At 35.4% G+C, this 25351-nt stretch carries 28 protein-coding genes and 2 tRNA genes; 23 read left to right on the forward strand and 7 right to left on the reverse strand.

Features of this window, described 5'->3' with window-relative positions; all coding sequences use genetic code 11:
- Positions 1 to 13 precede the first annotated feature (13 nt).
- From IW16_RS19285 to IW16_RS19305, 5 genes are all read left to right on the forward strand, one after another.
- On the forward strand, positions 14 to 994 hold the full coding sequence (locus IW16_RS19285) for an XRE family transcriptional regulator (protein ID WP_228376964.1): 981 nt from the start codon (positions 14 to 16) through the stop codon (positions 992 to 994).
- Positions 991 to 1794: a helix-turn-helix domain-containing protein gene (locus tag IW16_RS19290; protein WP_034748294.1), complete on the forward strand. Its 804-nt coding sequence runs from the start codon at positions 991 to 993 to the stop codon at positions 1792 to 1794. The genes IW16_RS19285 and IW16_RS19290 overlap by 4 nt, the downstream gene beginning before the upstream one ends.
- Positions 1795 to 1860: 66 nt before the next feature.
- Positions 1861 to 3504 (forward strand): serine hydrolase domain-containing protein, encoded by a 1644-nt coding sequence (locus tag IW16_RS19295; protein ID WP_034748297.1) that lies wholly within the window; start codon positions 1861 to 1863, stop codon positions 3502 to 3504.
- Between the two features lie 167 nt (positions 3505 to 3671).
- On the forward strand, positions 3672 to 4175 hold the full coding sequence (locus tag IW16_RS19300) for a hypothetical protein (protein ID WP_034748299.1): 504 nt from the start codon (positions 3672 to 3674) through the stop codon (positions 4173 to 4175).
- The gene (locus IW16_RS19305; RefSeq protein WP_034748302.1) at positions 4156 to 4722 is read left to right on the forward strand and encodes a hypothetical protein; all 567 of its coding nucleotides are present in this window, start codon (positions 4156 to 4158) and stop codon (positions 4720 to 4722) included. Before IW16_RS19300 ends, IW16_RS19305 begins: the two co-directional genes overlap by 20 nt.
- 1 nt (position 4723) lies before the next feature.
- On the opposite strand, the gene rimM is transcribed toward IW16_RS19305, so the two are convergent.
- The 5 genes from rimM to IW16_RS19330 form a co-directional block, all read right to left on the reverse strand.
- Positions 4724 to 5266 (reverse strand): ribosome maturation factor RimM, encoded by a 543-nt coding sequence (rimM, locus tag IW16_RS19310; protein ID WP_034748305.1) that lies wholly within the window; start codon positions 5264 to 5266, stop codon positions 4724 to 4726.
- 11 nt (positions 5267 to 5277) lie between these two features.
- Complete coding sequence (locus tag IW16_RS19315) at positions 5278 to 5841, reverse strand: 30S ribosomal protein S16 (protein WP_034748307.1); 564 nt, start codon at positions 5839 to 5841, stop codon at positions 5278 to 5280.
- A gap of 133 nt (positions 5842 to 5974) precedes the next feature.
- Positions 5975 to 6487 carry a nitroreductase family protein gene (locus IW16_RS19320; RefSeq protein WP_034748310.1) on the reverse strand — a complete coding sequence of 171 codons (513 nt, stop codon included), beginning with the start codon at positions 6485 to 6487 and terminating at the stop codon, positions 5975 to 5977.
- 288 nt (positions 6488 to 6775) lie between these two features.
- Positions 6776 to 7225, reverse strand: a complete 450-nt coding sequence (locus IW16_RS19325) for a hypothetical protein (RefSeq protein ID WP_034748311.1) — start codon at positions 7223 to 7225, stop codon at positions 6776 to 6778.
- A gap of 200 nt (positions 7226 to 7425) precedes the next feature.
- Complete coding sequence (locus IW16_RS19330) at positions 7426 to 7956, reverse strand: SRPBCC family protein (RefSeq protein WP_034748314.1); 531 nt, start codon at positions 7954 to 7956, stop codon at positions 7426 to 7428.
- Between the two features lie 254 nt (positions 7957 to 8210).
- On the opposite strand from IW16_RS19330, the gene IW16_RS19335 reads away from it, so the two are divergent.
- The 16 genes from IW16_RS19335 (at position 8211) to IW16_RS19410 (ending at position 22061) form a co-directional block, all read left to right on the forward strand.
- Positions 8211 to 10235 carry a M3 family metallopeptidase gene (locus IW16_RS19335; RefSeq protein ID WP_034748317.1) on the forward strand — a complete coding sequence of 675 codons (2025 nt, stop codon included), beginning with the start codon at positions 8211 to 8213 and terminating at the stop codon, positions 10233 to 10235.
- Positions 10236 to 10252: 17 nt separating this feature from the next.
- Positions 10253 to 10666 (forward strand): hypothetical protein, encoded by a 414-nt coding sequence (locus tag IW16_RS25835; RefSeq protein ID WP_051890488.1) that lies wholly within the window; start codon positions 10253 to 10255, stop codon positions 10664 to 10666.
- A 60-nt stretch (positions 10667 to 10726) separates the two neighbouring features.
- On the forward strand, positions 10727 to 11212 hold the full coding sequence (locus IW16_RS19345) for a hypothetical protein (protein WP_034748321.1): 486 nt from the start codon (positions 10727 to 10729) through the stop codon (positions 11210 to 11212).
- A 144-nt stretch (positions 11213 to 11356) separates the two neighbouring features.
- A complete protein-coding gene (locus IW16_RS19350; RefSeq protein ID WP_034748323.1) occupies positions 11357 to 12097 on the forward strand; it encodes a CPBP family intramembrane glutamic endopeptidase in 741 nt (246 codons plus the stop codon).
- A 104-nt stretch (positions 12098 to 12201) separates the two neighbouring features.
- A complete protein-coding gene (locus IW16_RS19355; RefSeq protein ID WP_131327939.1) occupies positions 12202 to 12912 on the forward strand; it encodes a hypothetical protein in 711 nt (236 codons plus the stop codon).
- Positions 12913 to 12927: 15 nt separating this feature from the next.
- Positions 12928 to 13365, forward strand: a complete 438-nt coding sequence (locus tag IW16_RS19360; RefSeq protein ID WP_034748329.1) for a hypothetical protein — start codon at positions 12928 to 12930, stop codon at positions 13363 to 13365.
- A gap of 123 nt (positions 13366 to 13488) precedes the next feature.
- Positions 13489 to 13980, forward strand: coding sequence for a YfbM family protein (locus tag IW16_RS19365; protein WP_051890496.1), 492 nt, complete (start codon positions 13489 to 13491; stop codon positions 13978 to 13980).
- A 262-nt stretch (positions 13981 to 14242) separates the two neighbouring features.
- Complete coding sequence (locus IW16_RS25840) at positions 14243 to 14674, forward strand: hypothetical protein (RefSeq protein WP_131327940.1); 432 nt, start codon at positions 14243 to 14245, stop codon at positions 14672 to 14674.
- Positions 14675 to 14787: 113 nt separating this feature from the next.
- The gene (locus IW16_RS19375; RefSeq protein ID WP_034748335.1) at positions 14788 to 15534 is read left to right on the forward strand and encodes a hypothetical protein; all 747 of its coding nucleotides are present in this window, start codon (positions 14788 to 14790) and stop codon (positions 15532 to 15534) included.
- A 48-nt stretch (positions 15535 to 15582) separates the two neighbouring features.
- Entirely contained in the window at positions 15583 to 16893 is a 1311-nt protein-coding gene (locus IW16_RS19380) for a hypothetical protein (protein WP_034748337.1), read from the forward strand.
- A 15-nt stretch (positions 16894 to 16908) separates the two neighbouring features.
- Positions 16909 to 16983: transfer RNA gene (locus tag IW16_RS19385), tRNA-Lys, on the forward strand.
- A gap of 3 nt (positions 16984 to 16986) precedes the next feature.
- A tRNA-Lys gene (locus IW16_RS19390) sits at positions 16987 to 17059 on the forward strand.
- A 51-nt stretch (positions 17060 to 17110) separates the two neighbouring features.
- Positions 17111 to 17842, forward strand: a complete 732-nt coding sequence (locus tag IW16_RS19395) for a class I SAM-dependent methyltransferase (protein ID WP_034748340.1) — start codon at positions 17111 to 17113, stop codon at positions 17840 to 17842.
- Positions 17843 to 18832: 990 nt separating this feature from the next.
- The gene (locus IW16_RS19400; RefSeq protein WP_131327941.1) at positions 18833 to 19564 is read left to right on the forward strand and encodes a hypothetical protein; all 732 of its coding nucleotides are present in this window, start codon (positions 18833 to 18835) and stop codon (positions 19562 to 19564) included.
- A gap of 193 nt (positions 19565 to 19757) precedes the next feature.
- Entirely contained in the window at positions 19758 to 20846 is a 1089-nt protein-coding gene (locus IW16_RS19405) for a serine hydrolase domain-containing protein (protein WP_034748346.1), read from the forward strand.
- 102 nt (positions 20847 to 20948) lie between these two features.
- Positions 20949 to 22061, forward strand: a complete 1113-nt coding sequence (locus tag IW16_RS19410; protein WP_034748350.1) for a TlpA family protein disulfide reductase — start codon at positions 20949 to 20951, stop codon at positions 22059 to 22061.
- Here IW16_RS19410 and IW16_RS19415 read toward each other — a convergent pair.
- Together IW16_RS19415 and IW16_RS19420 are read right to left on the reverse strand one after the other, a co-directional pair.
- Positions 22058 to 23449, reverse strand: coding sequence for an MFS transporter (locus IW16_RS19415; protein WP_228376965.1), 1392 nt, complete (start codon positions 23447 to 23449; stop codon positions 22058 to 22060). The genes IW16_RS19410 and IW16_RS19415 overlap by 4 nt on opposite strands.
- Before the next feature lie 59 nt (positions 23450 to 23508).
- Positions 23509 to 24072, reverse strand: coding sequence for a TetR/AcrR family transcriptional regulator (locus tag IW16_RS19420; protein ID WP_034748357.1), 564 nt, complete (start codon positions 24070 to 24072; stop codon positions 23509 to 23511).
- A 103-nt stretch (positions 24073 to 24175) separates the two neighbouring features.
- On the opposite strand from IW16_RS19420, the gene IW16_RS19425 reads away from it, so the two are divergent.
- Together IW16_RS19425 and IW16_RS19430 are read left to right on the forward strand one after the other, a co-directional pair.
- Complete coding sequence (locus IW16_RS19425; RefSeq protein ID WP_228376966.1) at positions 24176 to 24637, forward strand: VOC family protein; 462 nt, start codon at positions 24176 to 24178, stop codon at positions 24635 to 24637.
- A 74-nt stretch (positions 24638 to 24711) separates the two neighbouring features.
- The gene (locus tag IW16_RS19430) at positions 24712 to 25350 is read left to right on the forward strand and encodes a hypothetical protein (RefSeq protein WP_223878251.1); all 639 of its coding nucleotides are present in this window, start codon (positions 24712 to 24714) and stop codon (positions 25348 to 25350) included.
- Position 25351 lies beyond the last annotated feature (1 nt).

Raw genomic sequence — 25351 nt, forward strand, 5'->3', positions numbered from 1 at the left:
ATCACCAATACGAATGCGAAAAAAAATTAAAATAAAGAAGTACATTTGTGAAAATCACAAAACCATGTATCAGGAACTTTTGCTTAAAGAAATTCGCAGAAAAATCGGTGACAAATCTTTGAATGACGAGATTGCCAATATTCTCAATATAAGTTATGATGCATCCCACAGAAGAACATCTCTTAAAGCAAAGTTCAGTTTTGAAGAAGCTTTGGAACTGGCGAAATATTATCAGATTTCCCTTAATCAGTTTATCACTTCAGACCGGCAGCTCGTGGTTCAGAAAACTTCAGCCGTGAATAATACTGAAGATTTACAGTCTTTTTTTCAGAATAATCTCGGTATTTTTGAAAACCTTCCGCTTTCCGATGACATGACTATCTATTATTCGGCTAAGGATATTCCGTTTTTTTATACACTTTCAGACACACTGCTTTCCCGTTTTAAAATTTATGTCTGGATGAATCTGCTGAATGCAAAACAGGTTTTCATTCCCTTTAAACAGTTTTCCCCACCTTATTTCGAATCCAACACACAGGAACTAAAGAAAAAATATGAAGCACAGAATGTTGTAGAATTATGGAATGACAGGACTATTTCCAGTATTCTGCAACAGATTTTATTTTATTATGAAACCGGACTTTTACAAAAAAATGAAGCCGAAGTTATATTGGAAGAACTCAGAGAACTTATAAAATACATTGAACATAAAACAGAGAATAATCCAAAATTTCATTTTTATGAAAATGAACTGATGCATCTTTCCAATGACATATTTTTCCATCATCCGAAACAGTCACTTTTTGCTTTACCAGTAAATATGTTTGGGTATATCTTAATTAATGATGCAAAAACCTGCAGCGAAACACAGAATTATTTTGAACATCAGATCAAAAATTCAAAATCTCTGAACACTTCAGGAAACCGTGACAGAAAGATATTTTTCAATAAAATGTATGAGCAGATTATTCATTTAAATAATAAATTAATATGAAAAACCTCCTTAATGGTGAGTTTTTTGGACTGACCAATCAAACCGTGCGTTTTGACGGACTGACCATTACGGATACGGAATACACCCATCCTTATGTCGACTGGCATTATCATGAAAATGCCTATTTCACATTTCTGCTCCAGGGAAATATGACTGAAGGAAATAAAAAAGAAATCTATGACTGTCCGGCAGGAACACTGCTCTATCATCATTGGGAGGATGCTCACTACAATATCAAACCTGACATTTTTACGAGAGGATTTCATCTTGAAGTTACAGAAAGCTGGTTTGAAAAATTTCAGATTTCAAAAGATTCTATTGAAGGAAGTTTCAATTTGAAAAATCCAGCTTTAAAATTGTTGATGTACAAGATTTTTAGAGAAACCAAAATGAATGATTCTTCTTTTGAGATTTCTGTTCATGAACTTTTACTGAACATTTTCAGTGAGTTATCCAATAAAGTTCAGAATACCGGTAAAAAACCCGGCTGGGTAAATAAGATTAATGAAGTACTGCATGAAAATTTCACAGAAAAACTAGATCTAACCTATCTTTCCAAAACCATTGACATCCATCCTGTCCATTTAAGCCGGGATTTTCAAAAATATTTCCACTGCAGTTTGGGAACCTATATCAGAAAACTGAAGATCAATAAGTCTTTAACGCTTCTCAACACCTACCCGTCTTTGGCTGAAGTAGCAATGGAATGTGGTTTTGCAGATCAAAGCCATTTCATCAGGTCATTTAAAGAAAACACAGGAATTACACCTTTACAGTATAAACATCTTATGAAAAAGTGATAATGTTAATTTCATTCTATTTTTACTGGAAATCAATGTATACTTTTGCTCAGATAAAATATTAAAATGAAATCAATTCTACTGTTTGTTTTACTTCTAAGTTTTGGACTTTCTTCAGGTCAGTCAAAAAATATGACAGATCCCGATGTTATTACACAACCTGTTCATAAAAAAAACATCAACAAAATTGTTTTTCTGGGTAAAGCTGTTGCACCGGACCAGATAAAAGAATCTGATTTTCTCAAAACCATGATATTCTGGGAGGATCAGGATCTTGATATCCGTATTTTCATGGACAACTCTTTGTTGAACTATTTACACCAGATTGACCCTTCTCTGTCCTCCGACGAATTACTGAAAAAAGGAAATTACCAATTCAATTTCTTTGTAGACGGAAAACTAATCTATACAGAAAATGTAAACACAGGAGCAGGGCTGCCGGAAGATAAAAAAAAGAAAACTACTTTTAGAATTCCTTTATTAAATTCAAAAAATGAAGATTCCTGGGGCAAATATATGTGGATGAGATTTTATCTGGGACATGGAGGAATCGATGCTCTGGACGAAGGAAAGCATCTTTTAAAAATTGAAATCAAACCTTATTTAAAAACGTCTTCGTTACAAGTTGGACCTACCATCGCAACCGGTGAAATTCAACTGACCGTTCCACACAAAAATGTTTCTGAACAACAGATTGCCATTCAAAAAATACAGCCTGGCAGCGGATGGATGATTTCTGATGAAAACCTGAACAAAGAAAAAATAAGGCTTTTAAATACAAAAATTACAGCGAACAGATTCAGAGACATCACCAGTATTGTGGTTATTAAAAATGAAAAGCTTCTTTTGGAGGAATATTTCAGCCAGTCAGGAAGAGATTCTCTTCAGGATACGCGTTCGGTTGGGAAATCTTTCGCTTCAGCATTGATGGGTATTGCTATTAAAGATGGCTACATCAAAAATGAAAATCAAATGCTGAAAGAATTCTATGATTTGAAAACATTCAAAAATTATTCTTCTCATAAAGACAGCATTACTATAAAAAGTCTACTAACGATGAGCTCCGGCTTTGACGGAAATGATGTAGATGAAGAATCGCCTGGAAATGAAGAGAATATGTATCCTACAGAGAATTGGGTAAAATTTGCACTCGATCTGCCCACTACAGAAAACAAGCCAGGAAAAATGTGGAATTATTTCACTGCTGGTGTTGTAATGACCGGAGATATTTTAGATAAAACAGTACCTAAAGGCCTGGAAAAGTATGCTGAAAATAAAATATTTCAACCTCTTGGAATCACAAACTATCAATGGCAGTTTACCCCACAGCATAAACCTTCTTTAGCCGGCGGGCTTCGTATGAGAACCTTAGATTTCGCAAAATTCGGACAGCTTTATAAAAATAACGGAATGTGGAATGGACGAAATCTTATTGACAAAAACTGGGTAAAGAAATCGTTTACAAATTACTTCACAGACACTCAGGATTTTGAAGGATATGGCTATTTATTCTGGCGAAAAGTTTATAAAGTAGGGAATCAAAATTTTGAAGCGTATCAATCCAGTGGAAATGGGGGAAATAAAATTATTATATTCACAGAAATCCCCATTGTAATTGTCATTACCGCGAAAGCCTACAACAAGCCTTACGCCCATTCACAGGCAGATAAAATAGTTGAGGACTATCTACTCCCTGCTATTAATCAATAACTGGCAATTCATAATAAATAATGAGTGATTAGTGTACCGGTCACTCATTTTTTTATTTGATATGCTGATTATTCTGACTGGCTGTATTTTTCAAATAATTATAAAAACAGCTCAAATTCTTGGTATCAGTGAACGGGTAAAAAATGTATCTTTAGTAAAAATAAGCCATGAGGATTTCACTTTTACTATCTCTTTTTGTTTTATCATCATGCTATAGTCCTAAAACGGATGTAGAAGAAGACAAGTATCCCGAAATTCCGGGGTTTCCTAATTTTTCAGATAAAACAGTAATCGTAGAGAAAGTACTTGACCTTCCCCTTTCTCAGAAAGACAACTGTACTTTTATGATCAAAGACAGCTATCTTTTGGTCTATAATTTTCCTCTAACAGATTCATACCAGAACGATACCAACAGACTATTTATCATCAACCAGGGCAAACTGGTTATTTTTGAAAAGTGGAAAACCAATCCTGCTATCAATAATCTTGCTTTTACAGATGATGCCGGTAATCTGTATGCCAACAACCGGAAATATCTTGCTCCGGATTTCCGTTACAAACAGATCCTTCCTTTTTTTGACCTGAATGATATCCCGCAAAAAATACGAATCTCTTTTTCACAAAGGAGAATCAGAAAAAGATTCTGCATTGATGATGAAAATCACCGATGAGCAGATGGTGTATCAAAAAAATATTCTGGAAAAAGGGAAGCATATCCTGATGGTTACTGATGATATGAATCCCGAAATTTTGGATCGTTCGGTATACAGTTATAATTATCTGTTTAATCCCGGACAGAAAAATGCTTATTTTGTATCCCACAATCTTTTACAGGAATTGGCTACTAAAGATTCTTCTGTAGAGAAAGACCCTCTGTATGCCAAGCTAAGTCCGAAGATCAAACTTGCTCACCAGGAGAATATTTTTTATCCTGAAATTCAGAAAGAATATATTGATTCTGTATCGTTTAAAATAAAAGATAAGATTGTGTCAGGGAACCAATGGTTCAGTACGGGTAATCATTTTGTTGGATCTTTCGGATATACTCCGGTTTACCTGTATTATTATGATGTAAAAGTTGGAAATAAAACAGTCTTCACAAAAGAAGATCATACACAAATAGTCGTTTCTGATCCAATAAAGACCAAAACAGGAAAGTATTTTTTAGTAAGTAATATAAAAGAGGGGAAATTTCAGATCTATTATCTGAAAAATTGATTTATTCGTCTTTTTTAGAGGAAACTAAAAAAACGTCGATAAGTCCTTCGGGAAGTTGCATTTTGATAAACCTTTCTTCTCTGTTTACCTCAAGAATCCAGTCTTTGATGATAGGAATAACCACTTCTTTTCCATCCAGATTGGTTACGAAATAATTTTGAGCCGTCTGATCATTCACAGATCTAATCACTCCACATTCTTTATCCTGTTCATCAAGAATATCGAAACCGATGATCTCATGATAGTAAAACTGTTTTCCGGAAAGTTTCGGAAGTGTAGTAAGCGGTAAATATACGTTTTTACCTAAAACCTGATCTACCACAGCTTCAGAAGAATTTTTGAAGGCAAGATTCAGTGCGTCATTCTTGCTCCATGATGATTTTACAATAAAAAAAGGAACCAATAATCCGTTGATTTCAACGAATATTGATTCCAATTTATTGTAAAGCTCGGGCTGGTCGGTATCCAATTTAAGGATAACGTTACCCGCAAGGCCATGTCTGCGTGTGATTTTTCCTAGTAAATAGCAATCTTCTTTACGCATACAGGTATTTTTTAAGCTTCAGTGTTTTCTTCAGTTTCAGCAGCAGGAGCTTCTCCTTCTGTAGCTTCTACAACTTCTTCAGCAGGTGCGTTAGCAGCTTCTTCAGCAGCTTTAGCATCAGCTTCTACTTGTGCAGCAGCAGCAATTCTAGCTTCATTTACTTTAGCTTCAGCATCTAAAGCAGATTTCTTAGCGTCAGCTTGAGCTTTAGTTAAACCTTCTACTTTACCTTGTACTTTTTGTTCTTTAGATTCTAACCAAGCCCCGAATCTTTTTTCAGCTTCAGCCTCGTCAAAAGCACCTTTAGCAACACCACCTTGTAAGTGTTTTTTGTAAAGGGCACCTTTATAAGAAAGGATAGCTCTTGCAGTATCAGTTGGCTGAGCACCGTTGTTTAACCACTTTACAGCAGCATCAACGTTCAAATCGATAGTCGCAGGGTTAGTAATTGGGTTGTAAGTTCCTAGTTTCTCGATGAATCTACCATCTCTTCTAGCTCTAGAATCTGCAACCACGATGTGGAAAAAAGGCTTACCTTTTTTACCGTGTCTTTGTAATCTGATTTTTACTGACATAATGTTGTGAATTTTACGGGAACTCGTCCCAGTTAAATATTTAAGAGTGCAAAGATACTACTTTTTCTTATATGTTGAAATGCTAATATGATAATTTGATGTTTTTTTACCAAAACATCTCCAAATGAGATCATTAATCTACACTTCCCAGATAGAAAAGTCCCAGACACTTCTGATTCTCTTCAATGGTCAGAGATTCTTTAAGGTTGTCTACAATCTTAGGGGAACTCCAATAACAGCCTATATTATTGGCTGTGCAGGTAAGATACATATTCTGTACCGCCATTGAAACAGCAGCGATTTCTTCCCATTCCGGGACCATTCCACTAAAATTGACTATAATAGAAATGACGGCATCCGCCTTATTAATTTTAAAGCCGATATCTTGGTATTTTTTCTCTAAAAAAGTCTGTTCGGATTGTGTCGCCTTGTAAATAGACTGCATTTCTAACGCTAATTTTGCTTTTTCTTCCCCTTTGAAAATCTTAAACCGCCAGGGTTTGGTACGCTTATGATTCGGGGCTAATGTTGCTGAGTGTACTATTTCATCTAGGATTTCCTGAGCTATTTCGGTTTCAGAATAATCTTTCGGAAATATACTTCTTCTCTGTTCTATGATTTCTTTTAAAATGTCCGCTTTATTCATGCTGCAAATTTACGACATGAATCTGAATGGTTTACATTTATTCGTGAATTTCAGCAGACTTAGCAGTAAAGAGGTTTGAGAGTTTGAGAATAAATGAGTGGGAGAAAGGATTACTGTTGATCAGTTATCAAATTTTCAGCATCAATTGTATCAAGTTTTGTCTATCCCTCCCATTGACCTGCGAAGCAAAATTCACAACTGAAAATCCCACTGGCACTGAATCTCCGTATTCCATAGTCTGAAATCTGGTATCTCCCATCTAATATCTGACATCTAAAATATTGATTCTCAAATCACCTCCACAATCTGCTGATGAATATTATTAAGGGTAAAAGCGTCCCCGGATTTCATTCCCATCATCTTCTGAGCCATTGGACTTTCGGGAGAGATGGCATAAAACCGATCTCCTTCAAAAAAGAACTCTCCTAATGAAACCGAAATATAGAAACGGGCTTTATTGGTAATGACAAGGGAGCCAAGCTGTATACGTTCCGTAGAAGTATTCAGAACTTTCGCCATATTTCGCTTAAGGTCATTCAACGCTGCAAGCTGGCGCTGCATCTGATAAATCTCCTCCTGCATTTCCTCTCTCATGCTGTCATATTTCGGGGTCTTTTTGATATCGCGGCTTGCTTCGAGCGTAAACTCGATGAAGTTTTTAAGCTTTTCTATTTTTTCGGTAATCACCGTTTTTACAAAATCTCTTATATCACTTTTTACAAATACGATCTTCTCCATAAATCTTATCTTTATATAAAGATAATAATTTTTTAAAATAATAATTTATATTTTCGTCTTCATAAAATAGAGTAATGATCATCGAATGTTGAATCAGTTTCCCTGTGGGGGAAGAATCAAAAAAGGATCCTATTATTTCAAAATATTTTCGGGAGAAAAGCAATAAAAAAAGCCTTGCAGAAACACAAGGCTTATATTTTTTATTTTTCAGATATCTTTTTAAGGTCTCCCAGTCCCTGATCAAACATGGTTTTCATATTCATATCCATCATAGGTTTCATGATCTTCATCATCGTATTCAGTTCGTTATCTATGGTCCAGGTAACTTTTGTTCCATTTCCTTCGGGAGTCAAAATAAAATTGGCAGCAGCATTGCCTTCGAAAGGTTTTATAAAGTGAAGTTTGGTTACTAATTTATCATTGGGTATGATTTCGGTAATGGACTGCTCTCCCTCTCCTACTTTATCGTTTCCTTTCCAATGATAAGAATCTCCTGCCTTATCACCGGTTCCGGAATAGGTGATCACAATATTCGGATCCGCTTTGGAAAAAGGGTCCCATTTATTATATTCCTGCAGAGAGCCTACATACTGCCATACTTTTTCTTTTGGTGCATTGATGACTACTGATCTTTCAAAATGATAGTTTTTGCTGAAAGCCAACATTGCAATAATTGCATATATGACAGCTAAAAGAATAATGACGCCAATAATTTTTAAGAGTATTTTCATAGTTTTAATATTTTGGATTATTTGTTTAATTTTTCAACCATAAACATCTGAAATACAGATTCAATATAATGTATTCCCTGTCTGGTTAACTGTTTTCAAAATTAGTCATTCCATCCTCGCCGCCTCTTTTCATATGACAAGATTATTAAAGATAAAGCATTTTTGTCACATCCTGTTATCCGGGCATTATTTTTGTGGATTTCAGCTCGGATTCCTCATGAATCATTAAATTTACTTTACTTAAAAATCGAAAAATGAATATTTTAACAGAAAAATTTACGACACCATATCATGCAGCCCCTTTTAACAGTATCAAAAACGAAGATTTCACTCCCGCATTTAAGGAACTGATCAAAAAGTCCGAGGATGAAATTAATGATATTGTCAGTAATCCTGAAGCACCTACTTTTGAAAATGTTATAGAGGCATTAGCTTTTTCAGGAGAACAGCTGGATGTGGTATCCAATATTTTCTTCAATTTAAATTCTGCAGAAACAAGCGATGAGATCCAGAAAATTGCTCAGGAAGTTTCTCCCCTTCTGACTGAATATTCTTCAAAGATTTCTCAAAACGAAGCATTATTCGGCAAAATCAAAAAAGTATACGACAACAAAGAAACCTATCAGCTGAATGAAGAACAGCAAATGCTTTTGAATGAAACATACAAAGGTTTTGTAAGAAGCGGTGCTCTGCTGAATGAAGCGGATAAAGAAAAATTACAGAAAATCAGTATGGCTCTTTCTGTAAAATCTTTGCAGTTCGGACAAAATGTTCTGGCCTCTACGAATGCTTACTTTAAACATATCACCCATAAAGAAGATCTGGCAGGGATTCCTGAAGCTATTCTTGACCAGTATGCTGAAGAAGCGAAAGAAAAAGAACTGGAAGGATGGGTTGTTACGCTTCAGTATCCTAGCTATATCCCATTCATGACGTATGCTGAAAACCGCGAGCTGAGAAAAGAATTGGCTTTGGCCAGCGGCAAAAAATCTTTTGACGGCGGAGAATTTGACAATCAGGAACTGATCAAGGAACTTCTGACTTTGAAGCAGCAAAAAGCTGAATTATTAGGATATCAAAACTACGCGGATTATGTTCTTGAAGAAAGAATGGCAAAATCTCCTGCGAAAGTCCTTGATTTCTTAAACGAACTTTTAACGAAGGCAAAACCTTATGCAGAAAAAGAAATTGAGGAATTAAGATCTCTGGCGAAAGCAGACGGAATAGAAGACCTTCAGGGTTATGACCATTCTTTTTACGCAGAAAAACTGCGCAAGCAAAAATATGATTTTAACGATGAAGAGCTGAAGCCTTATTTCCCATTAGATCAGGTGCAGGAGGCTGTTTTTGGACTGGCTGGAAAACTTTTCGGTCTTCATTTTAAAGAAAGAAATGACATTCCGAAATACCATGAAGATGTTAAAGTCTATGAAGTATCAGAGCAACCGGAAGACCACTTCAAAGCATTGCTTTATGTGGATTATTTCCCTCGAAAAGGCAAGAGAGCCGGAGCATGGATGACAAGCTATAAAAATCAGTATAAAAAAGACGGTGAAAATTCCCGTCCACACATTTCTATCGTCTGCAATTTCAGCAAGCCAACGAAAGACACTCCGAGTCTGTTGACGTTCCAGGAAGTGACGACTTTATTTCATGAATTTGGACATGCCCTCCACGGAATGATGGCTGAAACAGAATATCCAGGTCTTTCCGGAACTTCTGTAAAATGGGATTTTGTAGAACTTCCATCTCAGTTTCTGGAAAACTTCTGCTACGAACCTGAATTTTTAAAGACATTCGCTAAACATTATAAAACAGGTGAAGTTCTTCCTGACGAAAAAATTGAAAAGATCGAGCAGTCCAAAAACTTCATGGAAGGCTACCAAACGATGAGACAGCTTGGCTTTGGACTTCTGGATATGAATTATCATACGAAAGTTGCTGAGTTGGAAAATGAAAGTGTAAAGGAGTTTGAAGATAAATATACAAAGGCTACTACGCTTTACCCTATCAATTCTGAAACGGCAATGAGCCCAAGTTTTTCACACATTTTCCAGGGTGGATATTCTGCAGGGTACTATTCTTACAAATGGGCAGAAGTTCTGGATGCAGATGCATTCCAGTATTTTAAAGAAACCGGAATCTTCAATCCCGAAACGGCTGCAAAATATAAAATCCTTCTTTCATCAGGCGGAACAAAAGATCCTATGGAACTGTATAAAAGTTTTAGAGGAAGTGAGCCTAAGGTGGAGAGTTTACTGAAAAGAGCGTTTGGATAACCTATAATAATTGTTTGATGAAAGGTGAGCTGGATAAGCTTAAAGCTATTTTAAAAAAATCATTAGAAGTAACGCTTAAAAATACTGACCCTGAAAATATTGATTTGATCTTAGACAAAAGGGATGAATCTGAATTTTCGGATGCATGGATGCGGGCTTATCATTTGATTGAAAAAAAAGTAACAGATCCGGAAATAAAATCTGAAATAGATGAATTCAGGAAGGATATTTTTGTTCTTACATTCAGAAGTACCGGATCGTCTGATTTACCTGCTTATATTTCTGATGATATGGATCTGATATGTTCCTATTACGTGCATGGTATTGAAAGCAGATGGATCGCTCATTTACTTTTCACTTATCTTAATCACCAGATCCCACAGGGACTACTGATGAAAACAGATCAAACCATTAATGAATTAATACACTGAAGCTGCCGAAAGGCAGCTTCTTTCAAAACAAAACCAGCAAATATAGTCTACACGTGTAAAATGACAGAAACTGACGACATTGATTTATTATTAACTCTCAACCCACATGGCTGGAGTTCTTGCTTTTTATTTGTTAAAGACAATACCTTTGAGCTTATCATCACTCATAGTTTTAGTAATCCTTACTTAGATCTTATTCAGGTATTGACAAACTTAATCTATGGACACAACAATGCAACTTTATTTTGGTATGGTGAACCAGGTGGGCATAGAATTGAAATAAACAAAATTATGACAGAACAGCATAAGGTGATGGTTTCAATAACACAATTTGACGAAAATTTTTATAAAGAACAAAAACAATATTCATTGATGATTACTTTTGATATAAAGCTCAAACAACTGATTACTATTCTCTATTTACAACTGAAAAAGACCCATTTTTTATTGCGGGATAAACAATTTTCAGAAAATAGGATTCACGATTTTCCATTTCAGGAGTTTCATAAATTCGAAAAAACAGCAAAACAATTTTTGGATATATAAACAGATCCCTACATCATATGAAGAATAGCTTCAGTATGACAGTCCTGAACTACAAAATATAGCAACATCAATCTATTCAAATTAAATAATAAACCCGGGTTTTTAAACATACAGCAAACCGTCACCCTCTCTAAGTATACATTTATGAAACAACCCGACAAGATAAAATTGGGCATTTTACTATTCACAATAGGCTTTTTAGGAATTCTTTCTCTTCTAACCATGGATATTCCACTTATAGAAAAGCTGAAAACTGAGATGTCCGACGTTTTTACTCCTTTTCAGTTCAAGTTACTCATCCTTATCAATCCAACTATTTTACTGACCCTTTTTACGCTTATTGGAACTTCACTGTATACTAAAACTGGATTTAAACTGCCTGTTTTCGAATATTTAACACGGAAAGACAAAGTCCCTGTTGATTTTAAAAGCATATCCAAGTTTGGAATTGCAGGTGGAATATTAAGTGGATCACTGCTATCTTTTATTTCATGGATTTTTAGTTCTGATATTCCGGGTGCACTGAAAAGCTTTAGCCCCAATATTTTCAATCGGTTCTTTTACGGAGGAATAACGGAGGAAATACTCATGCGTTTTGGATTGATGACTCTTTTTGTATGGCTCTTTCAAATGATTTTCAAAAGCAAAAATCAGTGGACGTACTGGTCCGGAATTTTACTTTCATCTCTGTTATTTGGAATTGGGCATTTACCTATTGTTAACGGGCTGGTAACAGATCCTTCTTCCAGTCTCATTCTTTATATTGTTTTAGGAAATTCACTGGGTGGAATCATATTCGGATGGTTGTACTGGAAAAGAGGACTTGAATCAGCCATGATTGCGCATATTGTGACTCATATCATATTTCTGATCACGGGATTTTAAAACTACAGGACTAAGTCTTTTTTACATATGGGAAATATTGTTTAAATCGAATGAATACAATTCGTACATTCGAAAGCCAGCTGATTTTCCAGAGCAGGCAATTAATGAAAGAAATTATGATTGAAAAATTAAATAAATTTGATATAAAAAAATCAGAAGCCGAAAGACTAAAAGTCTTCCAGTCAAGGGAGGGATTTATGCTTCTTAACGACTCAGAGTTTGATGAAATGGAAGATTATTTCAGTCAGTTTTCAATGTATAAAAATATAACAGCTTTATTGACTGATGACAATTCCAATTATTGGTGTCTATATGTTAGCGGACCTATGAAAGGAATGATTTGTTATTTAAGTCACGACGAACCTAATTTAGAACCAAAATTTAAAGATATTTCCAGTTTTGTAAAAGCAATTGAAGAAAATCCGGAGGCTTATGACTTTAACGATTTAGATGAAGCATTTTTTGATTTTCCCAGCGTTGAAATTCCAGCGGAATTTACAGAAAGAAAACAAATCATCAAACAGCTAAAAGCTGAATTCACTTCGGAAAATGATGACGACCTAAAACAGCAAATTGCATTTTCAATTATTGCCTTAAGTTCAGCTACCGAGATTGAGGATAACATTTATCCATTTCTTGACAATGATGATATGTATGTTCAGGAGCGGGCCATTCAAATTTTAGGATTTCACCAATATCATCCTGCAAAAGAAAAATTAATCAGTCTAAGGGCAACAGCAATGCCTAATGGAATATCGGCAATTGGAATAGCCCTGAAAAAAATAACAGAGAACGAAAAGAATAGCACACACTAGATCATTCAGAATTCCATGAACGTAAAGGAACAAATCACAGAATATATAATCAGCCAGCCTGAACCAAAACGCAGTGATATGCAGGAGCTTCACCACGTCATTCAAGAATTGATGCCTTCCTGTCAGTTATGGTTTCTCGATGGTAAAAACAATGAAAACAAAACGGTTTCCAATCCTAATATAGGATACGGCTTCCAAAAAATATCCTATGCTAACGGAACAACCCGGGAGTTTTATCAAATTGGGATCAGTGCCAACACAGCCGGAATCTCTGTCTACATCCTCACCATCAATGATAAGACCTATCTAGCCAAAACATACGGAGAAAAAATAGGTAAGGCGAGCGTAAGCGGATATTGCATTAAGTTCAAAGCGCTGAAAGATATTAACCTTGATATACTTCTAGCAGCAGTACGGGATGGATTTGAAGCACACAATGAAAAAGATAACTAATTCGAGAACCTTAATGATTTTAAAAACATTAGCGAATATTTTATAAATCGTATGGCTCCAATGTTTACATTTGAAGCTGACATCAAAACTTATTAACAACAAAATACCTTTGAAATTATGAGCATGATTGGAAATTTACTCCGCATCAAAGAATCTGAGCTTGTGGCTTATTTAAAAGACAGTTCATTACTGAGAGACCGTATCTATAGTGAAGATGCAAACAGCGAAAACCTGGTAGACATCGATAAGGCCTGGGATGGAATTATTTTTTTACTGACAGGCAGGAACCTATTTGATGCTTATGATCATCCCCTTTCCAAAATTTTGTTCAGCGGTCAGATTATTGATGAAGAGCAGGATTTAGGATATGGACCCGCTCATTATTCGACTCCAGAGCAGGTTTCCGAATTAAACAGTCAGATTTCTGTAATTACCATGGATTCCTTAAAACCTAATTTCGATCCAAAAAAGATGACCGAATCAGATGTTTATCCCTCAATTTGGGACGAAGGAGATGACGCTTTCGACTATCTTGCTGATGGATTCTCAACTGTACAAAAGGTTTATGCAGAAGCAGCGAAGAATGGTGAAGCAGTTATCACATTTTTAAACTGATCAAGAAGTCAATCTAAACGAAAGATTATTTCTATATTAAAAATGCTGAAATGAATTGGATAGATAATGAATTGTTATTCTATTCCCCTTTCAACAAGTCCTTATCAATTTCCCAATCTAACGCTTATCTATGAAATTCAGATTATCACTCCTAATTTTTTCCATATTTTTATTGAGCTGTTCGAAGGAAAAGAACAAAAATGAAAAATGGCTGACATTTTCTGTCGATGAAAATTTGAAGCATAACAAAATTTTCAGACAAATGAGCTCTGAAAATGAAATTCAAATGATGATTGATTCAGAACCTCCTCTAACTAAAAGAACAACAAAACTAATATATGATGGAAGTAATGAATATATCTGTAACCCTATGCTTTGGAGAAAGTCAGATACTGTAAATGTTAATATCGTTTATTACTCAGGATTTACCTCCGTCGGATTCAATATCGCAGTGTATGAAAATAAATTTGACATTTCGCCATTTTCAGAAGACGACGTGATCAATGATAATGACAAACCTTCAAACTTTAAAAACACTAAACAAAAACTGGTTCTTAACCAATCAAAATACAAATTGAACGACAGTATTTACGGATATTTCGAATTTGAAAAAACGGAACATGATCGGTTTGGAAATAGCATGCCTCATCAAGGGAAAGGGTATTTCAGAGGGAAGATTGCACAGATTCAGTAACTTTAGAGCAATTGTTGAGGACAGCAAGAATTTTCCGGAATTGAAATTATCTGACGGATTATTTAATTTTAATATTATTCGTAATATAAAAGTGACATAAAAAACCAATTCCTATGGCTGGAAAATTCAAAAAAATATCAGATATCTTTTTTACGGTTTTAGGATCAATCGTGATTGTAGGTGGATTATTCGTTCTTGTCTTTATAGAAAACCCTGTCAGATATTTTTTATACGCTGTACTTCTGGTCATTGCCACCAATCTTAAGAGCCTTCAGAATTTCAGAAATGATTTAAAAAAAACAGCCAAAAATCTCCTGATTGCAACCGGTGTGGTCTATCTTGCTTTAATTACGATACTATCCCTTTCTCCATTTCTGAAAGTCATGGAATTTAAATATTCTCATTCAGACTGGAAACCGGTAAATGCCCTAACAATTCAGCCATTTGCTTCATGGGACAGCGGCTATAAACGAAAAGGAAATTCTTACGTTAATATTGATTACGAATATCAGTTTAATGGAAGGACCTATAAAAATTCAGAACCTGACGCTTTATACAAGTATTATCCGTTTTGGAACAGAAAAAAGAGCCGGGAGCTGGTGGAGGAATTTTCAAAATCAGTTTCAGAAAAAATACAGAAACGGGAATATTTTATTCTCACCAATCCCCATCAGCCAGAAAAAAGCAAACTGTTTTTATCCACAGATTTATTTTATTTTCAGGGTTCATTCTTTTATAATGCCGTGACGGGTATGGTCGCCTTTATCCTGATTTTTTTAGGAATCATCGCTGCTATTTTTCTATGGTCATTTAAGAAACAGCAGAGTAAAAATGATCATAATCCAATTCTGAAAAAGTAATCTTTTATCCCATCTACTCAACATTTTTTTAATAATTTTGATTGTATCATGACAACAGTTGAACAGCTTTATAAAACATTAGACCAACGCAGGCGCCCGGAAGACATTGCGGAAATGATTGCTGAGCTATTAGAAGATAAACTGACTGAGCAAGAACAAACCATTTTGGAAAAAGCCGCTCAGGGTTCTCTGAAAAGAAGTATGTTTGGATATACTTCCATGCTGGAAACATTTGGAAACGCCATCGGTGCTGAAAAACAGATTCATAAAGCGATTGAGATTTTCAGGATCAGCGAAAAAGAAAAAACAGATTATAACAATGCTGAAAATATTGAAGTATTTTTAAATCAAATATCACCTTTGATTCAAAAATCTGTGGGGCAGAATGATTTCAGATCCGACAGACTTAATAAAAATGAAAGAAAAGAAGCAGGACTGGATATTTCCAAAAGGAATTATAATAAAAAATGGCGTCTTTTAAAACGAATTGAAAAAAGACTGTACCAATTCATTCATGAATCTAAAAAGATTGAATTTCAGAAAATTGCAAAACATGGACTTTCACACACTATCCGTCCGGAAGATTTTAATGAAGATCTGAACACAGCATGTTTCATTGCCTATTTCAATGCTAGAAGCGGCCTTAGAAGCACCTTTACCAATCAAAGTCAGGAAAGGCCGTTTGATGAAATATGTGAAGTCCTGTTTGACCGGTGCAAAGAAACTCCGGAAAAAACCAATTGGCTGGCTGTTTCCTATATCTACACCAGCGAAGAAGTATTGCAAAATCTGACCGACGAACAGAAAGGAGCTCTGCTGGGCCGATGGACTGAAATACTGCAGGAGATTGCAGAATTTCTTGGAGAACTCTGGAATCAAAATGACATCAACAGGAAAACAATGGCAGTAAAAACGGGCAACGACTCCACAACCTGGAATAATACTGCAGGGGCCTGGAACAAAGCAAGAGACAACTGGATGAACCTGATCTACGCTTTGGGAATTGAATACATTCTGGAAGATATCAGTTTTGGAAAAGTCATGCGACTGATGGCGGCCGATGTTATCGCCTGGCATCTATCAAGTGGCGGAAGGCTTGATCCCAATACAGAAGTTTGGAATATATTACCTTTGCCGTGGGAAGTCTTTCAGAAAAAAGAATTCTGCAACAAAAATATGATTATTGAGGCTTGTAGGAAAGCTGGTATTGATGCTGAAAATTCAGGTTGGATTGCACCACGGACTCACCGGGTCAGCCAATTTAAGCCTACACCAGAACTGGTGCATGGAGTTACCATTTCCAATCCGTTTCTGGCAACGGTATTAAGAAAAAATAAATATTTCTCAGGGAAAGTCTGAAAGATAATACCATACGGATAGGTTAGTTCAGTGGTAGAATTCCCGGCTCTTCACCCGGGTTGACGCAGGTTCGAGCCCTGCACCTATCCAACTTCTGATATAGCTCAGCGGCAGAGCACCCGGCTCTTCATCCGGGAGGACACAGGTTCGAGCCCTGTTATCAGAGCATAATCAATGATTAGCATAAAAATTGCTTTTAAAGATTCCATTTTAATCTATGAAAGAAAATAAATACGATAACTCATCATTTTTTGAACAGTACGAAAAGATGCTCCGTTCCCAAAAAGGGCTGGAAGGAGCCGGAGAATGGCATGCCCTGAAAAAAATGCTGCCGGATTTTACAGGAAAAGAAGTTCTTGATCTCGGTTGCGGCTTTGGCTGGCATTGCCGGTACGCTATTGAAAGCGGAGCGAAGTCCGTTATTGGAGTTGATCTTTCAGAAAAAATGCTGGAAAAAGCTACGGAGATCAATAATCTGGAGGGTATTGAATATATAAGAAAAGCCCTTGAAGATGTGGATTATCCTTCGGGAAAATTTGACATCATATTAAGTTCTTTGACCTTTCATTACATAGAATCGTTTGATGTGATGGTCCAAAATATTTATCAATGGCTTAAACCCAAAGGACATTTCGTATTTTCTGTTGAACATCCTGTTTTTACTGCTCAGGGTAGGCAGGATTGGATCTATGGTGCAAATGAAGAAAAATTATATTGGCCCGTAGACCGGTATTTCATAGAAGGGAAAAGAGATACTTCTTTTTTGGGAGAAAATGTAATTAAGTATCACAGAACACTGACGACTTATCTCAACAGTTTACTAAAGCAGGGTTTTAAAATAAATGAAATTACAGAACCTGAACCCAGTACAGAGATGCTCAACGAATTTTCTGAAATGAAAGACGAATTGCGCCGTCCTATGATGCTTCTCATCTCTGTAGAAAAATAACAGAAATTGAGATCTAGATAATTTGTAATAGCCATATACAGAAAAGCTCGGGTCATAACCCAAGCCTTTACTGCTCACTTTCATTCTACTTGGAAAAATAAAAACCGGTCATTCCACACTTCGTCATAACCTGACATATTCCAATTCAAATTTTCTTTTTTAAGAATTTCTTCCATCATTTGTGTTTTAAAATATCTTTTTTAATGAAAAACAATACTTTTAATCTGATCTTGATGCATTCAAAAGGAACATGTTTTTCTGCCAGCAAAATTATTATATTAGTGAAAAGTAAGCAATGAAAAGGCTGTCATTATTCGCGAATATTGACAGCCTTTTCTTTTATCAAAGGATAAAAACCAAATATAAATAACTGATTATCAACAAAAAAAATTACTCATCACACACAAAACATTTGTTGTAAGCATTTTAATTGCTCTTGAATGTATCATGGAATTTTGGATAAATCATTTGAATCAGGAAGTATCAGGCAACAGTTCCTGTAATTTTATAGATCTGCTTTCTACTTATTCGTGAATATATGTTCTTTGACGAGTGGTAAAACTATTTCAAGAAATAAATTAGTACAACAAAATATCTGTCATTATTCGCGAATAATGGCAGATATTTTGTTGAAATGGCTTTCTGACTGCTTTTTAATGAAGAAATTAATATCAGAGCATCTATTAAAAAAGAAAATTCATTCTATTTGATGCAATTAAAAAGATCAATAACTCTACTTTTCAACTCAAAAAAAACACCTCAATTAAAAAACATAAAAATATATAATTCAGTAAATTACAACAAAAAAAACTGTTAATATTCGCGAATAGTGACAGTCTAATTCTTGCATACAATCATATTTCAAAATACCTTTGCACAATCTAATCATCATTCCAATTAAGAAATTAAAATGATTAAAATAAGTTTCAATTTCTTATGATTTTCTGATAGTTACGATTCTTACATATAAAACAAATGAAAAAAAACTTATTGATAGCAGGTATACTTTTCTATCCTGCTATTCTATTCTCTCAGATCGGGATTAATACCCCTAATCCAAGTGCTGAATTTGATCTTGTATCGAAAGATAATTCTGCTGTTACCAAGGCCTTAAAGATTACCAACAGTAGTAATCACGAGCTTTTAACCGTATTGAATAACGGGGATGTTGGGATTAACAGCTCCTCACCTACTGCTAAGCTGGAAATAAAAAATGATGTGCCTGGTGCAATTAAAATTGTTGATGGTACCCAACAGGCAGGTAGATTATTAACATCGGATGATAATGGTGTTGGAACCTGGCAGCCAAAAGAAAGCAAGGGAGCTATAATCTATCTTTCAGGTAAACAAGATTTTTCAACTTCGCAATTCACCCGATTCGTCGGGACCTCCATTATAGAAAAGGACAATATAGGAGGAATAAGCACTTCAGGAGCAACCATTAATTTACCAAAAGGCAAATATCTCATAATTCTTGATGAAGATATCGCTGCATTCGAATATGGTCTTTTTAACATTGTTACTCCAGATAATATAGGTTTATTTCACACTGTTTATGGCGCCACCTTAAGGGCATCCTTCATTGCTGATTTTTCGGGTGGTGCCGGCAGTATGTTTATGCAATTTCAGGGAGAGCTTTACAACCCAAATCCATCTTATTATGAAAGTGCTTATACTAATCTCGACTGGGGTGCTCATTTTATTATACACAAATTAGATTAAGAATAAAAATACTTGCATTGTAAAGGATTCTAAAAGCACAAATGATGATTCTATTGCAATAAGCATCAAGCTCGATACTGTTTCAGTCTATTTAAATACCAGATGTATGAAACAGTATCATTTTCAAAACAATTATAGTGTATAACATAGTAATTATAATAAATCATATCTTTGTATAGCAATATACATAACTATGATTACTAAAAAAACCATAACCATCCTGATACCGATACTACTTTTAGGTATTAGAATTGATGCACAAGTACCTACAAATAAGTACGAAAAGAAAATAGACAGCCTGATCCTTACCGGATTTGAAAGTAAAAATGAGCCTGGAGGCGTTTTTATGGTAACCCAAAAAGGGAAAAGCCTTTATCATAAAGCCTTTGGAAAAGCTAATCTCGAACTGGATGTCAACATGACACCTAAAAATGTTTTCCAAATCGGTTCCATGACCAAACAGTTCACAGCTATAGCTATATTGATGCTGGAGCAACAAGGGAAGCTCAATGTCAACGATCCTATATCAAAATACATCGCAGATTATCCTAATGGTGCTAAAATTACGATTCATCATCTTCTTACCCACACTTCGGGAATTAAAGATTTTACTAAGATGAAAGCTCTATCAACGATTGCACAGAAAGAAATGAAACCGGAAATGATGGTTGATTTTTTCAAAAATGAACCTGTCGACTTTGCTCCCGGAGAAAAATTTGAATATAACAATTCGGGATATGTTCTATTAGGATATATTATTGAGATTGTCTCGGGACAGACTTATGAGGATTTCATCAAAAAAAATATTTTTGAAAAGGTGGGAATGCTCCATTCCTATTATGCGACCGACCGCCAGCTTATTCCAAAAAGAGCATATGGATACCACCAGAAAGAACATGGATTTGTCAATAAAACAGTAATCAGTTTCAGTGTTCCTTTTTCATCCGGATCTTTGATGTCTACGGTAGATGATATGTTGAAATGGCAGCAGGCTTTGAACCAAAATACACTTCTTAATCCGGCAGAAACTAAAAAAGTTTTTCAGAAATACAAACTGAACAACGGAGAAGAATTCACTTACGGCTATGGCTGGCACCTCAAAGATATCAATGGAACTCCTGACAGAGAACATGGTGGAAGTATTTTCGGATTCAAAAGTATGGGTGTGTATATTCCTTCTGAAGATATTTACGTTATAGGATTCAGCAACTGTGACTGCCACTCCCCGACAGAAATTACCAGAAATATTGCAAAAATTACATTGCAGTCAATAAAAAAATAATCTATTCGCGAAAATCAAAAACAGGATTGCAATCATCTAAAAAAGTAAATAAATTTGCTCACCGCATGATCAAACAATATCTTTATCGTCCCAATTATTGATATGAGAGTTATTTCACAAATTTTATTACTTTTTGCAGGCAGTTTCGTTTTTTCCCAAAAACAGATTCATATTGAATTGAAGGCCCCCTCATTTGAAAATGATTCTCTATTTTTAGTATTTCCTACTGTTTCAAAAAGTGTAACATCGCTGTTCGCTATGAATTTAAAGGGTAACAACAAAAATGTAAGATCTTTCGCAAATTCAAAAGGAGCCGTCATTAGTGTGCAGTCTCAAAATACGATCAGCGGAACGTTTCAGTGCCCCATGCCTATGATGATGATGGCACCATCTAAAGATGGACAGAATGGGTTTCAGAATTCTAAGGTATTTTTCATTGAAAACGGAATTTTAAAAATTGAAGTCAGTGATAAAGATCTCACGCTGGTACTTCCACCCGATGCGATCATCAATAAAGATTATAAAAGACTGAAAGAATACCTTCATCAGGCAGATGAAAAGCTTAAACCTTTTGAGAAAAACAATCCCGAAGACGTTAAAAATAAAGAAAAACTCCTGCAAACCTATATCAAAAATAATCCGGAATCATATCCTGCTTTTTGGGAGATCGTAGATGACTTCTCAAAATATGGTTTTCATAAAGATTATCTGTCAGCTCTTCCTTTATTCTCAAAAAAATTAAAAACATCATCATGTTTTAAGGATTTTGAAAAAATATTATACATAGAAAATTCTACGAATGTGGGAGGCAATTTTCCGGAGATTGATTTCGGAACTGAAGGCAATATTACAAAAGCAACATTTTCGGACCACAAACTGACTTTGATAGATTACTGGTCCACTACCTGTAAGCCGTGTATTGAAGGACTTCCTGAGCTTGTTAAACTATACGGAAAATACAAAGATAAAGGGGTGAATTTCATCAGTGTCGCAGATGAAAAAACGCAGCCAAGAATGGAGCTTGCCAACAAAATATTCAGAAAAAATAATGTCAGCTGGAAAAATTATTTTGACCCTGCGAAAGAGTTTTCTAAAAAACTCAACGCCGCAGGTTATCCACTTTACATTCTGGTAGATGGTAACGGAAAGATCGTTTCAAGAGAAGTGGACAGACAGGAAACTCTTGAATCGGTCATAGAAAAACATCTGAATTAATGAGAATTTAAATCTTTTCTGGTGGGAAGAATATATTCTGGAACTTTCATAATAGAATATAAAACGATAATGAGACAAAAAATGTTGACAGCCACCGCAATGGAAAAGGCGTGATGATAATCTTTCGGGGATGGTTTGGTTCCCAGAAAATAGTAAAAAATACTTCCTACCACAATAATTCCCATAATAGCTGCAGTCTGCTGAAAAGTATTGTAAACTCCTGAGGCATTTCCTGCCAGCTTTTGCGGCAGTCCGGATAAGGCAATATTAGCTAATGAAGGAATAATAGAGCCCACACCGATTCCGTGGAAAAAAAGTAAAAGGCAAAGCACAAAAAAGGGAGTTTCCTTATCAAACAAAAAGATCTGCAGAATAAGAACGGCCATGATAAGGCTCAACCCGGTAACTAAAAATACTTTACCATATCGTAAAATAAGTTTCGCAGAAAACAGGGATGCGAGTATAAAACCAAGCCCCTGGAAAACAATAATTTCACCAGCTGCCATTGATCCTATCTGCAGCCCGTCCTGAAAAAAAAGCGACAGAATATAAAAATAAGAATCCAGCATGATAAAGAAAAAGGAAACTGCCAGAATTCCAAGATTGAAATTTTTATAGCCAAATAAGCTAAAATCCATCAGGTAAGATTTCCTGTTCTGCAACCTCATCTTTTGATTTTTAATAAAATAAATTAAAACACTTATTGATAAAACGATGAACAGTATATTTACAGGTTGAATTCCATGTTCAGACATAGTCAGCGCATATGTAAAACCGAAAAGTCCTGCAGCCAGTACAGTAACCCCAAAGAAATCAAAAGTATTTTTTCCATCTGAAATTTTAGATTCAGCTAAGATTTTTCTGCTGAAAAGTAAAGCCAGAAGACATATCGGGACATTGATCAGGAAAATAAGTCTCCAGGATTCCTCCATGAAAGTCATGGACGAGAAATAGCCTCCCAGAAACTGTCCGAGAATAGTTCCTGCTCCAATAGTAATTCCATACCAGCCCATCGCTTTTGATCTTTCTTCATGCCCGGAAAACAGGATTTGTATCATCGACAAAACCTGTGGAGACATCAGGGCAGCACTGATTCCCTGAACAAATCTGGAGATGACAAGCAAAGCCGATCCGGAAGAGATTCCACAGGCAGCAGAACTTAACATGAAAAATATCAGCCCGATCATAAAAATATTTTTTCGCCCAAACATATCCCCCATTCTTCCGCCTGTGATCAGGAATGAAGCAAAACCAATAAGGTAAGAAGCAATCATCAGCTGCATCTCTCCATTGGAAGCATGAAGATCACGCTGGATCGACGGAATGGATACATTGATGATGAAGATATCCATAATGGTAAGCAGCTGACCGGATAATATTACAATCAATTTCAAATATTTAGCATTCATTTTTATATAGATATATCTATTTATTACAGAAAAAAAAATTAAGACAGCTGGGCCTCAATCATTTTTTGAATATGATCAAAAGAATCAGTATTCTTATTGATTGTAGACGTTATTACCGCGCCTTCTATCAGCAGAAAAATATGTTCCGTAACAAGATCCGTATCTGTACTGTTATTATTTTCATCATATTCTATTACCAGAGACCGGATCATTTCTTTTTGTTTACCCTTATGTTTTTTTACAAAATCAGAAATTACAGGGCTGGTGTCTCCTACTTCAGCAATAATTTTGATAAAATGACAGCCCGCAAACTTTGAGGATTTTTGCAGCTTCTTACGGTACTCTACCAAAGAAAGCAGTTTTTTCCTGGGTCCCGAAATTTTAGCAGAGTATTCCTCAAAGCCCCTGAACCATTCCACTTCCTCTTTGATAAGGTAAGCCTGAAGCAAGTCATTTTTTGATGAAAAATGATTGTACAGAGATCCTATGGCAATATCTGCCTCAGCAATGATCTGATTGATTCCGGTCGAGTTGAAACCCTGTCTGTAAAACAGATCCGAAGCCACCCTGATAATTCTGTCCTGTACCTTTTCTTTTTTCATTACAAAATTTTTTACAAATGTAGATAAAAAATAGATAAGTCTATCTATTTTTGAAATTAGAAAAAAAAGTTTACTTTCAAGTTTATAAAAATTAATAAAAAGTATGTCAAAAAAGTTTCTGCTTTATCTTCTTTTCCTGTTGATCTATGTATCTTGCAGCCCTCCCAAAAAAGAAACTATGCCTCACTCCAATCCTGTTGTCTATTTTGAAATTCCTGTGAATGACATGAAACGTGCCGAGCAGTTTTATACGAATGTTTTTAATTTCCAATTTCAAAAAGAAGATATTGACGGCTACGAAATGTCTCTTTTCCCATTTGAGGAAAAAAACACCGGGATTACCGGTGCTTTAGCAAAAGGTGATGTATACAAGCCGACGAGGGATGGCGTTATTATTTATTTCAAAACAGAAAGTATTGACGAATCTCTGCGTAAAGCTGTTCAGCATAAAGGCAAGATACTTTATCCTAAAAAAATAAATGAAAAATATGGTTTTGCAGTAGCCGAATTGGAAGATTCTGAAGGAAACAGAATTGCACTTCATGAAACGCTGAAAAATGATTAATAATTTACTGCATAACATTTTTGATTTTAGTCACTACATATTTCGTATCTTTAGTTACCACTTAAGAATAAATCATGTGGTATCCAGCAATGCCAGAAGAACTTTATTTCATCAAGACGAATCCCAATATTGCTAAAATCAATTTATACAATAAACTCTGCCGTGAAGAGGATCATATCATGAAATTTCTTCACGATGATGCCAAAGTAAGTCTTGAAATCATTAAAAATAAAGTAAAGGATTCTGTTAACGATCTCTCGAAAGAGGAACTTTCAAGTATTTTCACCTGGTTCAGCAGCACCTATCCTGCGGACAGCGAAGAAGCTAAAACCCAGCTTTTCATCAATGGCATCGATCTTTTTTATGACATTCCGAGAGAAGAGAATATAAAAGCTTTTCAGGAAATTCTTTTCAATTACGAAAACTATTCTAAACAGAATCTGGATTTTATGGTGGATGCACAAAACTTTAATCAGTTTCTGATCTACGGACTGTTTTTCACAGATATTATACTGGAACAGAAAGGCAGCTGTACGGTGCTTTCACATTATTTAAAGCCGGATTATCCCTCTCTATATGCTGTTGCAGAAGATCATGCCCGTGAGAGAAGTTCCGACCAGAACAATAGCCTTGACCTTCAGCGTTATTTTGGAGATCTGTACGACCTGACAAAATATTATAAGGGATCTGTCATCAAACTTCATACTTTATAAG

Source organism: Chryseobacterium vrystaatense (assembly GCF_000737765.1).
In the GTDB taxonomy this organism is placed as follows: Bacteria; Bacteroidota; Bacteroidia; order Flavobacteriales; family Weeksellaceae; genus Chryseobacterium; species Chryseobacterium vrystaatense.